At 69.0% G+C, this 14,800-nt stretch carries 12 protein-coding genes; 7 read left to right on the top strand and 5 right to left on the bottom strand.

Features of this window, described 5'->3' with window-relative positions:
* Positions 1 to 60 precede the first annotated feature (60 nt).
* Complete coding sequence (locus LTT61_RS27645; RefSeq protein WP_233016937.1) at positions 61 to 648, bottom strand: contact-dependent growth inhibition system immunity protein; 588 nt, start codon at positions 646 to 648, stop codon at positions 61 to 63.
* A gap of 106 nt (positions 649 to 754) precedes the next feature.
* On the opposite strand from LTT61_RS27645, the gene LTT61_RS27640 reads away from it, so the two are divergent.
* The gene (locus LTT61_RS27640; RefSeq protein WP_233016936.1) at positions 755 to 1,399 is read left to right on the top strand and encodes a hypothetical protein; all 645 of its coding nucleotides are present in this window, start codon (positions 755 to 757) and stop codon (positions 1,397 to 1,399) included.
* Positions 1,400 to 1,418: 19 nt separating this feature from the next.
* On the opposite strand, the gene LTT61_RS27635 is transcribed toward LTT61_RS27640, so the two are convergent.
* From LTT61_RS27635 to LTT61_RS27620, 4 genes are all read right to left on the bottom strand, one after another.
* A complete protein-coding gene (locus LTT61_RS27635) occupies positions 1,419 to 1,826 on the bottom strand; it encodes a hypothetical protein (protein WP_233016935.1) in 408 nt (135 codons plus the stop codon).
* A gap of 352 nt (positions 1,827 to 2,178) precedes the next feature.
* Positions 2,179 to 2,706, bottom strand: a complete 528-nt coding sequence (locus LTT61_RS27630) for a hypothetical protein (RefSeq protein WP_233016934.1) — start codon at positions 2,704 to 2,706, stop codon at positions 2,179 to 2,181.
* Positions 2,707 to 2,747: 41 nt separating this feature from the next.
* Positions 2,748 to 4,127: a hypothetical protein gene (locus LTT61_RS27625; RefSeq protein ID WP_233016933.1), complete on the bottom strand. Its 1,380-nt coding sequence runs from the start codon at positions 4,125 to 4,127 to the stop codon at positions 2,748 to 2,750.
* Between the two features lie 2 nt (positions 4,128 to 4,129).
* On the bottom strand, positions 4,130 to 4,429 hold the full coding sequence (locus tag LTT61_RS27620) for a WXG100 family type VII secretion target (protein ID WP_233016932.1): 300 nt from the start codon (positions 4,427 to 4,429) through the stop codon (positions 4,130 to 4,132).
* A 229-nt stretch (positions 4,430 to 4,658) separates the two neighbouring features.
* Here LTT61_RS27620 and LTT61_RS27615 point away from each other — a divergent pair, with 229 nt between their 5' ends.
* From LTT61_RS27615 to LTT61_RS27590, 6 genes are all read left to right on the top strand, one after another.
* Positions 4,659 to 4,886, top strand: a complete 228-nt coding sequence (locus LTT61_RS27615) for a hypothetical protein (RefSeq protein WP_233016931.1) — start codon at positions 4,659 to 4,661, stop codon at positions 4,884 to 4,886.
* Between the two features lie 89 nt (positions 4,887 to 4,975).
* Entirely contained in the window at positions 4,976 to 6,682 is a 1,707-nt protein-coding gene (locus tag LTT61_RS27610) for a protein kinase domain-containing protein (RefSeq protein ID WP_233016930.1), read from the top strand.
* A 95-nt stretch (positions 6,683 to 6,777) separates the two neighbouring features.
* A complete protein-coding gene (locus LTT61_RS27605) occupies positions 6,778 to 8,262 on the top strand; it encodes a TIGR02677 family protein (protein WP_233016929.1) in 1,485 nt (494 codons plus the stop codon).
* Complete coding sequence (locus tag LTT61_RS27600) at positions 8,259 to 9,419, top strand: TIGR02678 family protein (RefSeq protein WP_233016928.1); 1,161 nt, start codon at positions 8,259 to 8,261, stop codon at positions 9,417 to 9,419. Before LTT61_RS27605 ends, LTT61_RS27600 begins: the two co-directional genes overlap by 4 nt.
* A complete protein-coding gene (locus LTT61_RS27595; protein ID WP_233016927.1) occupies positions 9,416 to 13,537 on the top strand; it encodes a TIGR02680 family protein in 4,122 nt (1,373 codons plus the stop codon). The genes LTT61_RS27600 and LTT61_RS27595 overlap by 4 nt, the downstream gene beginning before the upstream one ends.
* Complete coding sequence (locus LTT61_RS27590; RefSeq protein WP_233016926.1) at positions 13,537 to 14,763, top strand: TIGR02679 family protein; 1,227 nt, start codon at positions 13,537 to 13,539, stop codon at positions 14,761 to 14,763. Before LTT61_RS27595 ends, LTT61_RS27590 begins: the two co-directional genes overlap by 1 nt.
* Positions 14,764 to 14,800 lie beyond the last annotated feature (37 nt).

The following is a 14,800-nucleotide window of genomic DNA, read 5'->3' as shown; positions in this document are numbered from 1 at the left end:
GAGGTGACGGCGCTTTTCGCGGGATCGCCATGCCGCAGGGCACTCGGTCGCGACATCCGGTCAGCTCAGCCCCAATTCGTCGGCGCGTTCCCAGAGTTCGGCCGGCACCGATCCATCTTCACGCTCCCGGATGTGCTCGATCGCCGCGCGCAGGCGATCGGAATCCGCCGCGCTCGCGCCGCTGACTGTCACCGCGCGCAGAACGGCGGCGAGCAGGGCGCCCGGATACACGTCACCGGCAGCCAGCGGATCGAGGTCGATCATGTCGAGCGCTATCGGGAGCAGGACCGGAACCGCATCCCGCTGACCGAGCAGGATTCGAATGTCCTCGGCCGACAACTCGGACAACGGAATTCGGCGCAATCGGTGAACTGTTCGGGCCAGTCCGGTGGCGTCGTGACCAGGAGGCGGCCAAGGCCCCGCCAATTGCTCGATACTCCTCCCCGCTCGCGGCCTTCCGTAACCGGACACGCTGGACCACCTCTCGTCCCGGCACTCCCGCTCGGTGCCGAGCGGGTAAGTTGATCCAGCACGATACGGGCAAGTGGGGAGCCGGATGGAGAGTCGGGGCGGGGATCCCAGGAGGGAGATCTTCCTCCTGCAACACCGGTATGTATCGGACGATGGCACCGAATTCGTCCGGATCATCGGGCGATACCCGAGCCGAGCGGACGCCGGGCGAGCAATCGAGCGAACTCGCGCCCTACCTGGATTCCACGATCGGCCCGACAGTTTTCACATCGGCGGGATCCCCGTGGGACAGGACGACCGGCTCCGTGAGCAGCCGGAGTTCTGCGATCAGCCGGCCGGCTCCGACGTCCTGCGCTACAAGATCGGCGAAGATCACTGGACCGAGGGCTATGACGACAGCCCCGAGGACATCCGGCCCGGACGCCTGGCCGGTGCTGTCGGGAACTGGGCACGAAAGACGGCGAGATACGTCGTGATCGGGCTGCTGCTGGTCGTCGATTTCTCGCCGGTGGCCGCCGCCGGGCTCGTCATCTTCAACCAGATTCGCATCAGGGTGGATCCGCCGCGGGAAGTGCAGCATGCGACCGCGGCCGTCGTGTCCGGATTCGAGGAGGTCTCGCTCACCAAGGCGGATCTCGGCGGCTTGCTGGTCACGAAGGTGTATATCGGTCCGGTAGTCGATCGGCCGCAGGATCGGATCACCTCGCCGGGAGCGGGATTCATCGAGATGAACAAGCCCAGCCCTGCGAACGGGAAGACCTGGCTCGTTCATGGCAACTATCGAGACGGCTGTTTCGTCAGTATCGACCGAGTCGAGGGCGGTGCGGCGCTGCGCGGGATCAATGGGTTGTCCGATTCGCAACGGAGCGCGGTACTGCGAGGTGAGCAGACGCTCTTGGAGATGAGATTCGGGTGCGGCGAGCGATGAGGCGACAGCCGTGGACACCTCACCCCGAAAGGTCGTCGATCCACGGATCGCCGTGGATCTCGTACGGATCGCCGAGTTCCCGCAGCAGCTCGACGCCTGCCTCGGTGATCTCGGCTCTCAATATCTCGGTGTGATGCACCTCGCCGTCGCTCGAGGCCAGATAGCCCACGTGCTCGTCGAACCCGTGCGCGACGCGCGAGATCGAATCCTCGACCGACAGCTCCCAGGGGGTCCACGGCCTCACCGGCGCGGTGAAGGAACCGAATCGGATGAGTCCTCGTTCGCCCAGACTGCGCATCGCGTCCAGCACGAAAGCGCGGTCGAAGCGCTCCGGCTCCAGCTTCTGGAGAACGACGTGGAAGTCGCTGAGCGGTGTCCAGTCGTCCGAGATCGTGTAGAGCAGAAAATGCTCGGATTTCTTGTTCATCGTGGCGAAGATCTTTCTCTGTCTGGAAGACCTCGACATCCGACGCCTGCTTCTCGGCCAGCCAGGTCCACCCCATCGATCAAGGTCGGAGAATCGACACCGATATCTACCGGTCCCCGAATTCGACCGCGTGCGCCTTACAGGACGCAGCCCGCCACGCGCGCTCGCCGGAGGCTGGTCATCTCGAAGACACATTATTGCGATTCCCACTTGAGCCTTTTCACGGAACCGGGTAGATAGTTCGCGCTGCGTTGTCGGGCTCGAGCCTCGTCACGATGACGTCGAAATCGTTCAGCGACGCCCAGTCACCGCATAGGCGCAATCAACGGCCCCGACACCGATGCTCACCAGGTCAGTCGTCAGTCGCCACCACCAGAAGTACAGATTTCTCGACCTCGCTGATGAGCACGAATTCATGAAATTCGATATGAATGTCCCCATAATCATTGGAGGCGGAGCTGCCGAGTTCCCGGAGAAGGTAGCGGCTGTCAGCTGTGCGCATCGGATCGCGAACCTCGCGCGCTATCGCGGAATCCAGCTCGGCAGGAATTACGCCGCACCCGGAAAGCCATCCGCCGAATATATCGAGGGCAGACACGGTATCGATCTTGCGATACGCTTCCGGCGTAATACTGGCTCGCCAATAAGGCCCGTGCCGGAGTCCTTCGCGATCGACTCCACCACCGACATAGTCGTCCGGAAACTCCGGGTTCGCGATCAGAGCTTGGAGTATCAACCGATCATCCCACTCCGTCAGCTCGAAGGCGAACTTCTTGATGTCGATCCAGCGGAAACGATGCTTTCCGCGGTCATCGAAATCAAAATCACGGAAGTTGATGAATGATTGCGTTCTATATTCGAGGATTCTGTCGACTTCCACTCAAACCTCCGCGACGGGTGCGTAGAGATGTTTATATAGCATCACTTGCCGATATGCCATCTTTTGACCTCCACCCCCGGTACGTTGTTGTAATCGATCGTCGGCCCGCCCGAACGGCTGAATGACCGATAATTGATAGTCGATTTGGGATCTTCAGAGACATTCCATACCTCGACGTCCCCCTTGTCAGTATGCTTCACAGAATCGGGTGGCCCCAGCCTGGCGATGAGTTCTTGGTGAGCACGTTCGACTTCGGCCGCGGACACAATTCGAACACCGTCGGCGTCCTCCCACCCGATCGGATTTCCGGCGTCGTCGGTAACGATCTCTTCCACCGCTGCGGCCTTCTCCTCGACCGTCTTTGCGGTCGGGGTCGATGCGGCACCGCCCTCGTTGTCACCCTCGACGATCTTGACCGTCATCGCGGCGATGCTCGCCAGCGCAGCGTTGATCCCGTTCTGGGTGAGGTCGGGAATCGCGGTGAAGACACCGGCCGCGCTACCGACGGCGGTGACCGCGCCGAAGAGGACGAGCAGGCGGCTGATCGAGACGGTGTTGCGGATGATCGAGGCGGTGGCGGCAACGATCTCCACGGTGACCACGGCGCCGCCGGCGGCAGCGGGCGCGGCTGCCGTGCCGGCGGAGAACACCGCCACGATGGCGACAACGGCGACGGTGATCGCGACAGCGGCGGCGATTTCCCCGGTCGCCGAGGCAACCGCCGAGTTGATGTCGTCGCGCATCGTGCCCAGCGCCTCGTGGTGGTCGGCGACCGGGACGGCCAGTCCTGCGGCGGCATCGGCTACCAGCTGTGCCGCGTTCCGCAGCGTTGTCAGCTTCTCTTCGATGTCGACCACGAGCGGGTCGGAACTGCCGCTGAATTTCGCAGTGACGCCGTTGATCCGCTCGGCGGCGCCGGTGATGGAGCTGTTGCCTGCGAACGTTTTCCACGCGTCCTTCGCGATTCCGAGCTTGGTGACATCCCCGTTGGGGATGCGACCGACCTGTTCCATCAGACCGGTGATCGAGGTGTCGATTCCCGTGCCGTTGTCGCCTTTGGCGCTGGGTGGGAGTTGCATCCCGGAGTCGTAGAACGGTTCGGAGGTGCTCGGGCGCGGGGGCGCGGCGCCGGTGGCGCGGGTGCTGTCGGAGTGCCACCAGTTGTAGCCGGCGGCGGCGAGGAAATCGCCGAAGCGCTGGAGGGCGTTGCACAGGGCCGCGGTCAGGGTGACGATGTCGCGGGCATGCTGGTCGTAACCGGTGGTCCAGGCCAGGGACTTCTCGTGATCGCCTGCCATGCCCGCGCAGTCGCTCACCAGGGTCCGGTGCAGCGGCCCCAGGGCGAGGTTGATGTCGGAGGCGAGTTGCTGGCATTTCTTCGACGCGTCGAGGTACATGCCGGTGTCGATGATCCAGGTCATCGCTACCCGCCTTGAATCATCTGCCTGTTGACCTCGGCCGCCGCGCTGTAGCGGCCGTGCGCTCTCTTCGCGGCGTCGCTCATCGTGCGCAGGCCCTCGGTGAACTCCCGCGCACCGGTCAGCCACTCCCGGTGTGCCGTGGAGTACGCCTGTGCGGCCACGCCTTCCCAGCCGGTGCCGACCAAACCGGCGACCTTGTCATCGATGTCGTCGAGGTGATCGGCGACGAAGCTCGCGAGCCCGGAGAGGCGGCTGACGATATTGTCGATCTCCTCCAGATTCACCGAGAACTGTTCGCTCATGACAGGGCTCGAGCAGGGCTGGTGGCAAGAGTGTCGACGGATAGCGTCCCCCCGGTATCGCTCACGGGACGACGGTACCAGCAGCCTCCGGCACCGGTACCGGCCGGAAGCGTTCACCCACCCACGGTGCCCTCCGGACAAGCACGCGATCACCCGCGACAGACCCCACTGCGATAGCGTCGATCCGCGGGGACCGGGTGATCGAATCGACGACCGAGGAGCGAAGTACATGGGGGCACTCCTGCCTACGTTGCAGGCCGACCACCTGCGCGAAGGCTTGACCGACTACCTCGCGACCACCTTCGCCCTCACCGACCCGGACGCCCAGGCCGCGCTCATCGACTTCGTCGGCCACCCCCTCGAGGGCATGTTCAAGGGCCCTTACGTCCGCCTGCGCGCGCGGGACCAGGTGGTCGTCACGTGGAGCGGGAAGCGCTCGGAGTTACTCGGCAGCTGAGTGGGTCGGGCACCTCAGCGGATTGCGCACCGGCACAATGCTGTTCGAGGGTGTACGGTTCTGGCGCACCAATGGGGAGGAGTGCGGGAATGTTGCGTCCCGGGGAGGTCTTCGCGGGCTTTCGAATAGAGGGAGAACTCGGCCGGGGCGGCATGGGGTCGGTGTACCTCGCGCGGCATCCCCGGCTGCCCCGGTCGGTGGCGCTGAAGGTGCTGAGCGGCGAGCTGGCCGCGGACGCGGAGGGCCGCGCCCGGTTCGACCGGGAGGGCGATCTCGTCGCGCGGCTCGAACATCCGAACATCGTGACCGTTTACGATCGCGGAATAGCCGAGGGGCGACCATGGCTCGCCATGCGCTACGTCGACGGCGTGGACGCCGCGCAGATCTGCCCGACGGAGCTGACCCTGCGGCAGGCCACGCTCATCGCGACCGAGGCGGCGCACGCGCTCGACTACGCGCACGCGGCCGGTGTGCTGCACCGCGATGTCAAGCCCGCCAATCTGCTGATCGCTCGCCCGGTTCCTGGTCGCGGACACCAGACCCTGCTCACCGATTTCGGGATCGCCCGGCTGCGGGACAACGCCCCCGGCCTCACCCGGACCGGAACCGTGCTGGCCACACTCGCCTATGCGGCGCCGGAGCAACTCGGCGGAACTCCCCTGGACGGCCGGGCAGATCAGTACTCGCTCGCCTGCACGCTCTACTGGTTGCTGACCGGAACCACCCCGTTCGAGGCCGACACGGCCGGAGCGGTGATCGCCGGGCACCTGCACGAGGCACCGCAACCGCCGAGCGGCCGGCGCGCGGGTATCCCCCCCGAGCTGGATCGCGTGCTGCTCAAAGGGCTCGCCAAACATCCGGGTGAGCGTTTCGGCAGCTGCCTGGAGCTGACCCGGGCGGCCGTGGTCTCGATCGAGACCACGGCGGCTGTCGCGCCACCCGTCGCGTTCCCGCCGGCGCCGGTCGCGTTCTCGCCAGCGCCGGTCGTGTTCCCGTCGGCACCGAATCCCGTCCGGGTGGCCGCGCGGCGCGCGGGACGCTTCCGCCTGACCCGAGGCGGAGTCGTCGCCACCCTCGTGGCCGCGGTGACGATCACTCTCGCGCTGCCGCTGTGGCTGCTCAGCCTGTACTCCGCTACGGGTGGCGCCAGCCGCGCCGGCACCACCAGCAGCAGCAGTACGCCACCACCGCCTCCCGCGACCGTCGACTGCACCTATCGGGAGAACGGCACGGCCTCTGCCCACCCGGTGCACACCCCCGAAACCGTCCAAGGCGTCCGTGCGACCGGCACGACCTCGGCAACCATGCTGACGAATTACGGCAGAATCGGGATCACCCTGCGCAATGCCGAATCACCCTGCACCGTGAACAGTTTCGTCAGCTTGGTTCAGCAGGGATACTTCGACGACTCTGGTTGTCACCGACTGACAGCCACCTTCGGCTTGAACATTCTGCAATGCGGCGACCCGACCGGAACCGGTAGCGGTGGACCGGGGTACTCGTTCGACGACGAGTACCCCGTCACCACCGCAGCGACGTCATACCGGGACTACATCGACTACCCGCGCGGCACCGTCGCCATGGCGAAGTTCGGCACCGGCGCCAACGGCAGCCAATTCTTTTTCGCGCACGGCTCCACCTGGCAACCTCCCGAGTACACAATCTTCGGCTCGATCGACGAGGAGGGGATGAGCACACTCCGCAGCATCGTGGCCGCCGGTCACGACTATTCGCGCAGCGCAGACGATGGCTCACCACGGCAACCGGTGGTGATCGATAGTGTCACGGTGAACTGACCGACGACGAGCTCGACACGATGTCGGTGCCCCGCTCTATCGTGGTCGATATGCGCAACGGGGGTGGTTCGCAATCGAGGAATGAACCGGGCGGGGTGGCGAACCTCGACCTGTTCCGCTATCTGGCCGCGGAGGAAAGCGGCGACTACCTCGCGATCATGTCGCTGTTCACGGCTTCGCTGCTCGCCGACATGTCGGCGGCGGCGGTGGCCGAGCAGCTGGCGGCGGCGGGGACGACGCTGCCGGCCGAGGTTGTTGAGGCTCGGTGCAAACAGCTGGTCCGCTGGGGGAATCTGGTTCCTTCGCTGCGCGACGCGCGGGTCAACACGGTGGCCGAGTACCTGCGGGCGCGCTCGCGCTACCAGGTCTCCAGCCTCGGTGGCCGGGTGCACCGGAGCGCTCTGGAAATCATGGCCACCGCCGATGGCGCGCGCGAGGTCGCCCGCGAGCTGCTCGGCCGGATCGCGGACGCGCTCGCGGAGATTCCGGCACTGCTGGACGCCGTCGCGGGCGCGGAGCGGGACGAGCGCCTGGCGGGCATCGTGACGACCATCTTCAACAATCAGCGGCTGTTCACCGCGAGCGTCACCGATTTCTACGCCTACCTCTCCGGGGTGCTCTCCCGGTTCGATCTGGGCGGCGAGGAGTACGCCCGGTTCAAGGAGCTGCTGCTGGACTACGTCGACCTGATCAACGCCGACGTCAACCGGCACGCCCCGCTGATCGCCCGCGCGCTGGACCGGGTGCTGCCCCGGATCGAGGAACTCTTGGCCGTTCTCGACGCGCTGCCGGGGCTGAGCCTCGGTGACGAGGTCGCGGTGGAGCGTTCGGAGGGTAGGTCGCGCACCGATTGGGCGCAGCTGCACCAGTGGTATTCGGGGGCCGATTCGGGTCCAGGGCAGTTGCGTAACGCCGCCGGGCAGGCGCTCGGCCAGCTGATCGCCAATGCCAAACGCATCCTCGATTCGTCCCGCACCGGGTACTCCCGCCGCGCCGATCTCCTGCGCCTGGCGAACTGGCTCGACCACTCCTCCGACGAGGAGGCGAGCCGATTGTTCGCGGCGGCATTCGGGGCATGGCCGACCCGGCATCTCGGTCTCGGCCCCGATGAACCCGACCCGCGGGTGTCACCGACGACATCGTGGACCGCAGCGGACCCCATCGACGTCCCGATCTCGCTGCGCGAGCGCGGAAATCGCGTTTCCCGCGGGCGGACGTCGCGGGTCCCGGATTCCAGCGCCGACCGCAGGATCATCGAAGCCGCCGCCCGCGCCGAGGCGCAACGCCACCGCGAAGCCGCCGCCGAGTTGCTCGCCTGCGGGGATCTCGACGGCGCGAAGCTCTCGGCGGCGGGCCGCGCGGTTCTGCTCGAGCTGCTGTCCAGGCTGCTCGCGCTGCACACGGACTTCGCGGGGGACACCGCCCTCGTCGACCACGATCTCGGCCTGACGATCACGGGCGCGGCCGGTGGCCGGACCCGGGTCGAATCCCCGGACGGCACGCTGACCATCGACGGGTGCAGGCTCTCGGTCCGCCCGGTGGACGGCAGCGTGGCCGGGGTCGTGCGAGTGGCCCGATGAACGACGACGCCCGGTCGCTCGGCACCCGTTCGCACGACGCGACCGCGGTGCGCGAGGCCGCCCGCACACTGCTGGAGACGCCGATCGTGACGGCGGCGCGCGCCCCGGAGTCGCTCGCCCTGATCAGGCGGCACGCGGCCGCGCTGCGCACGATGTTCGGTACCCAGCTCGGCTATTCGCTGGTCGTCGAATCGGGTTTCGCGCGGCTGGCCAAATCACCGCCGGAGGCCGACGCGCCGCTGCGCGAGCTCGCCCGCCGCAGCGGGACTCCGCTGGACGCCGCGACCTACACGCTCGTCGCGCTGGCCTGCGCTGCCCTGCTCGCGCCCGGCGCCGGGGAACAGATCCTGATCTCGCAACTGGTCGCCCAGATGCGCGCCGACGCCGCCGAACAGCGAATCACGCTGTCCGACGGGCTACCGGGGCGCAGGCGGCTGGTAGCCGCGCTCGGTGTGCTGATCGAGTGGGGAGTGCTGACCGAAACCGACGGCACCGTCGCGCAGTGGGGTGACGGCCCGGAGGGCGAGGGGCTGCTGACGGTGTGCAGGCCGCTGCTGCCGCACATCCTGATTCGATCGATCGGGCCCGCCGTCGGGCCGGACGAGGTGCTGGCCCCGGATACCGCGGCTCCCCGCCAGCGGCTCCGCCGCAGGCTCACCGAGAATCCGGCCGTGCTGCGCGAGAACCTGAGCCCGGAGGAGCTCGATGCGCTCTCCAGGGAGCGGAACGAACTTGCCCGGCTGCTCAACGACAACTTCGGCCTGACCCTGGAGGTCAGGGCCGAGGGCGCACTCGCCTACGACCCCGCCGACGCACTCGGCGATATCGCCTTCCCCGGCCCCGGCACGGTCAAGCAGGCCGCGCTGCTGCTGATCGGCGAGCTCGCCGACCGGGCCGGGGGCGAGTACTTCGGGTGGGACGTCGTCGATGCCGTGCTCGGCGCGCTGATCGAGCGGCACCGGCGAATCTGGAAGGCCGAGTACGGCGACGCCCCGCAGCGGTTGCGCGCGGATATCGTCGCCCTGCTGCGGTCGCTGTGCCTCGCCGAAGAGCGGGACGACGGGTTGCGCCTGCTGCCGCCCGCGCACCGGTATCGGCCGCGGATCACGGTGACCACCCAGCTCACGCTCGAGGTGCCGGAGGAGGAATCGTCGTGAACACCGCACCGGTCAAACACTTCGAGGAGCGCTGGCGGCTCGTCCGCGCCGGCGTCGTCAATGTCTGGCACTACCTGGACACCGAGTTCGCCATCTCGGGGGGCAGGCTGATCCTGCGCGGCGCGAACGGGTCGGGGAAGTCGCGGGCGCTGGAGATGCTGCTGCCGTTCCTGCTCGATGCGGACCGGCGGCGGATGGACGCGACCGGGTCGCAGAAGGTCAGCCTGGACGAGCTCATGCGCACCGGCCGCCGCGACCAGACCAACCGGATCGGCTACCTCTGGCTCGAGCTCGCGCGCCCCGGCGAGCATCTCACGCTCGGCGCGCACATCAGGTACAGCGCGTCGGCGCACCGGTCGGAGGTGCTGTTCTTCGTCACCGGCAAACGGGTCGGCCCGGAGCTGCCGCTGCTCGACGGCGACCGGGAGGCGCTCTCCCGGGAACGGCTGCGCGACCTGATCGGCGCCGACACGCTGACCGACGCCGACCAGCACCGGGAGCATGTCCGCGCCCGCGTGTTCGGGCTGCACGGCGAAGCCGACCGGGATCGGTTCACGGGGCTGATCCAGTTGCTGCACACGTTGCGCTCCCCCGACGTCGGCAACCGGATCGATGAGGGAAGGCTCCCGCAGATCCTCTCCGACGCGCTGCCGCCGCTGAACGAGCGGACCCTGGAAGCAGCGGGGGAACGGCTGGACGGGCTCACCGCGACCCGGCTGGCGCAGGAACAGCTGGCGGGGACCCTGGAGCAGGTCAGGCGCTTCCACGCGGTCTACCGCGGGTATGCCGCCGGCGTGCTCACCGAGAGTGCCGCAGCGCTGCGGACGGCGGCCACCGGTCTCCTCGAGGCCCGGCGGACCCGCGACGGATTCGCCGCTGCGCGCGATGGCTTCGAGGCGGCCGAGAGCGCCGCCGAGGTCGAGGTGGCCGAGCTGACGGCGACCAAGGCAGAGCTGAAGGACGCCATCACCGCACTGCGCGAACGTCCGCTCTTCGAGGACCTGAAAGACCTGGAACAGTACGAGTCGACGGTGGCCGCGCGGCGTAGCGCGGCCGAGCAGGGGCTCGGCACCGCACGGCGTTCCCGGGCGGCGGAGGCGGCCGCCGCGCAGCGGTATACCGACGCAGCGGCGGGGCTGCGCGAGGCTGCGGCCGAGGCGGGTGCGGCACTTCGCGGTGCGGTGGCCGCGCTCGCCGCCATCGACCTCCCGCACGGCAGGCTGCCCGGCTCGATCGGGGTGGAGGCCAAGAATGAGCAGCAGACCATCGATGCCGTCATGGATTCCCTCGACCAGGCGCCGATCCCGATCACCCGCCCGCGGGCGGCGGTGCTCACGCTCGTCCCCGGCGATCTCGCCGAGCCGAGGGCGGGCGCGGAGGCATCGGGCCGGGCAGCCGCCGACCGGAGGGACAAGGCCGACCGGCGGATGCGGGAGGCGCGGCGGCTCGATGACGAGCACCGCCGGATTCGGAATCTCGAGGATGCCGCCGCGGACCGGGAGCACACCGCCGCCGACGCGGCGGCGCGGGCCGAGGACGCCGACGCGGCCAGGGACGAGCTCGCCGTCGGCATGAACCGCGGCTGGCGCGACTGGCTCGACGATCCGGGCACCACCCGGCTGCTGCCGGAGGTGGACCGCGCACACCCCGTCCTCGCCGCGCTGCTCGCTGATCCCGAGGCGCTCTGCGGCGACGCCGACGACGCGCAGCTCACCGGCCTGGACGGGCTGGCTGCCGAGCTCGCGCGGCCGGTCCGGGACGGGCTCGTCCGGTGCTCGGCCGCGATCGCACACAAGGTCGAGCAGCACCGCGAGAACACCCGCGCGCTGCGGAAGCGGCAGGTGCGGCTGCTGGCCGCCGATGACCCCGAACCACCGACGGCGCCGTGGCAGTCCATCGGCCGCGGCGTCCCGCTCTGGCGGGCCGTCGATTTCCGCGACGAAACGGCCGAATCCGAGCGCGCGGGGATCGAGGGCGCGCTGCTCGCCGCCGGCCTGTTGACCGCCTACTGCGGCACCGAGGGCGCACTGCACGCCGAAGACGGCGAGGTGCTGCTGCGCGCGGGGCAGCCGGCCGCCACCGCGCCGCTCTCCCTGGTGCTGCGGCCCGACCCCGCCGCACCGGAGGTGACCACCGCGGTCGAGCAGATCCTGGCCGCGGTCGGGTGGCAGGATCCGGACGCGGTGACCGCCATAGCCGGGGATGGCAGCTGGCGCAACGGCATACTCAGCGGCAGGCATCGCCCGCCTGCCGCTCGCCATATCGGCGCGACCGCCAGAGCCGCGGCGCGCCGCGCCGAACTGCTCGAGATCGAGCGCGAGCTGAACGAGATCGCCACCGCGATGGCGGAACTCGACGGTGAAGAGCGGGAGCTGCGCGACCGCCGCGACGAGCTGGACGACCTGATCCGCACCGCACCCCGTTCGCAGAAGCTGGTGGCCGCCAGGCAGCACGCGCGGACGCAGACAGGCCACGCCACCCGGCTGCGTGCCGAAGCCGTCACCGCACGGGTGGAGGCCACCGCGCAACGCGCGGCGTGGCGTACAGCCGAGCGCGAACACCGAGCACTGTGCGCAGGATTCGGGCTCCCCGCCGAGATCGACGACCTCCTCCGGTCACGGGAGGGATGCGAGACCGCCCGCGCCGCCTGCGCCGCGCTGGAGCGGAGCTGCCGGGACGCCGAACGGCACAGCGCCGCGGCGGACAGTGCCTACCAGCGACTTCTCGACAGCCGCAGCCAGCGGGTGGAGGACGAGACGACGGCGGGCACCGGGCGTGACCTGTGGCAGCGCGAAGCCGTCAAGCTGGAGGCACGCCGGGAGGCGCTCGCGCTGCCGCTGCAGGAGCTGAACGCGGAGATAGCGAACAGCGAAGCCGAACTCCAGAGCACGCGAGCCGAGCTCGGTGCCGCGACCGCGCGCCGCGACGAGGCCCGCGGGGAGAAGATCCAGGCCACCTCCGACCACCGCCTCTCCGAGGTGGCCGTGCGCGATGGCGTTACGGCGCTGCGGCTGGCGGCCGAACTGCTCGCCGCGCGGCTCCGGCTCCCCGGATTCACCGCCGCGGCGACCGATACCCCGCTCGACCCGATTCCCGACCCGCAGGACGCGGTGGCCTGCGCCGGCACCGCGGACGCGATCATCGCCCACCTGCGCGGCCACAAGGCGACGACCGACGCGCAACTGGGGAACGCGCTCACCCGATTCGGCGCGGGTACCACCGGTCAGCTCGACATCTCGCAGAGCGACGGGCCGGGCGTGATCCTGGTGCACATCGAAGGCGCCGAGCACCACCACGACCTCCCCGCGGTGCTCACGCACCTCACCGACAAGGTCGAGCGCGGCCGGAAGGCACTGACCGACCGGGAACGCGACGTCTTCACCGAGTTCATCCTCGGCAATGTCACCGACGAACTGCGCAGCCGCGTGCTGCAGGCCGGGAACCTCGTCGACGCGATGAATGCCAGCCTCGCCGGCACCAGGACCAGTCACAACATCGGGGTGCGGCTCCGATGGGAACTGAACGATGCCGACCCCGAGCTGCGCAGGCTCATGCAGCTCGTCGGGAAGGCCGACGAGCTGCGTCCCGGCAACGACAGCGAGGAGCTGGTCGCGCTGGTCCGCGAGCGGGTGGAGCGGCTGCACGCCACCGACGCCGCCGCCGGATACGCCGCCCACCTGCGCGAAGCACTCGACTACCGCGCCTGGCACGCGGTCGAGGTCACTATCCTCGGCCCCGAGCAGGGGCAGACCAGGCGAATCTCGCGGCGCGCCAAGATCTCTCAGGGCGAGACCCGCTTCGTCTCCTACGTGACGCTCTTCGCGGCCGCGGACGGCTACCTCTCCGGGCTCCCTGATGCCGCGGGCGCCCTGCGCCTGGTCCTGCTCGACGATGCCTTCGCCAAGGTCGATGAGCGGGCGATCGGCGAACTCATGGGATTGCTGGTCCGGCTGGACATCGACTTCGTGATGACCGGCCACGCGCTCTGGGGTACGGTCCCCGAGGTGCCCGCGCTGGACATCTACGAGATCCGCCGGATCGGCGACAGCAGCGTGGTCCCGACCCACATCCGCTGGGACGGGCGCAACAAGAGCTTCCTCACCGCGGTCGGTCGCTGATGCCCCTGCCACCCCGCACCCGCGAATATCTCGCCGCGCCGAGCCTGGCCGAGTTCTGGGCGAAACTGCGCGAACGACTCGAACGCACCGGGCACGCCATCACCGGCACGGTCAGGGTGGATGTCGATTCCGACGCGGCCGAGAAGATCTCGGGGCTGCTCGGCCGCCGGGTCACCCCCGGTCGCCGCACTGTCGCGATCTTCGAACTCGACGCGGCGCTGCGGCAGAGCGCCGCCGGATCCGGTCTGGTCACCGTGCTCGCCGAGCTGACCGGCGGCCCGCTGCGCGATCGCCCCTCGGAGCGGCTGGCCCGCACCGACACCGTCACCGCGCTGTGGGCCGAGGTGGAGCGGGTGCTCGACGACACCGGACTGGCGGCGGCGCCCTGGATCGAGGTGTGGAAGCAGTGGCTGCACGGCACCGGCCTCCTGCTGCGCACCCCCGAGACCGGCCGCGCCGAATTCGCCACCGCTGCAAAGGCTGTGGCGACAGCTCTGGACCACCGACAGCCATCTCGGATGCTCGGCCAGCTAGCCACCGACGTGGCCGGGGATTCGCACGCGCTCGACGGCGACCGGCTCGCCGGTCGGCTTGCGATCCGCGCGCTGAGCCTGGCCTTCGATCGCCCCGACCCGCTCACCGCCCGCGATCGCAGCACGCTCTGGCAGCTCGCGGGCATCACCGTCGACGCGGTCTCCGGCACCGTTCTCACCTGGGGGCTGCGCCCGCCCGGGCGCGATCAGTGGTCGGCGATGCTGCGCACCCGTACCGAGCTGGGGCTGGTCACCCACCTCACGCTCGCCGAACTCGCCGCCTTCCCCCTCACGCTGACCGCACCGGAGGTCACCGTGGCCGCCTGCGAGAACCCGCAGGTGCTACAAGGCGCGGCGGAGAGGGGGGTACCGGCACCGCTCATCTGTTTCAGCGGCAATCCGTCCGCCGCGGGCATCGCGCTCGCCGAACGTGTCCGGATTCGCTACCACGGCGACTTCGACTGGCCCGGCATCGGCATCGCCGCCCGGCTGCACGCCATCGGTGCCGAGCCGTGGCGGATGTCCGCGGCGGACTACCTCGCCGCCATCGATTCCGGCATCCATCGGCTTCCGCTCACCGGTCAGCAGGTACCCACTCCCTGGGATCCCGAACTCTCCTCGACCATGCACCGGACCGGTCTGATCGTTCATGAGGAGTCCCTCCTGGACGTGTTGCTCGCCGATCTACGATGATCCCGGCTCTTGGCCGCCCCTCCGTCCGGCGAGATTG

The sequence above is a fragment of the Nocardia asteroides genome, assembly GCF_021183625.1.
In the GTDB taxonomy this organism is placed as follows: domain Bacteria; phylum Actinomycetota; class Actinomycetes; order Mycobacteriales; family Mycobacteriaceae; genus Nocardia; species Nocardia asteroides_A.
The sequence above is the reverse complement of the archived record's forward strand: the minus strand, read 5'-3'. Positions and strand labels throughout refer to the sequence as shown.

Coding starts and splice junctions, on each gene's coding strand:
- LTT61_RS27645 (WP_233016937.1), bottom strand. CDS start 648: ATGATCCGGACGAATTCGGTGCCATCGTCCGATACATACCGGTGTTGC.
- LTT61_RS27635 (WP_233016935.1), bottom strand. CDS start 1,826: ATGAACAAGAAATCCGAGCATTTTCTGCTCTACACGATCTCGGACGAC.
- LTT61_RS27625 (WP_233016933.1), bottom strand. CDS start 4,127: ATGACCTGGATCATCGACACCGGCATGTACCTCGACGCGTCGAAGAAA.
- LTT61_RS27620 (WP_233016932.1), bottom strand. CDS start 4,429: ATGAGCGAACAGTTCTCGGTGAATCTGGAGGAGATCGACAATATCGTC.
- LTT61_RS27615 (WP_233016931.1), top strand. CDS start 4,659: ATGGGGGCACTCCTGCCTACGTTGCAGGCCGACCACCTGCGCGAAGGC.
- LTT61_RS27610 (WP_233016930.1), top strand. CDS start 4,976: ATGTTGCGTCCCGGGGAGGTCTTCGCGGGCTTTCGAATAGAGGGAGAA.
- LTT61_RS27600 (WP_233016928.1), top strand. CDS start 8,259: ATGAACGACGACGCCCGGTCGCTCGGCACCCGTTCGCACGACGCGACC.
- LTT61_RS27590 (WP_233016926.1), top strand. CDS start 13,537: ATGCCCCTGCCACCCCGCACCCGCGAATATCTCGCCGCGCCGAGCCTG.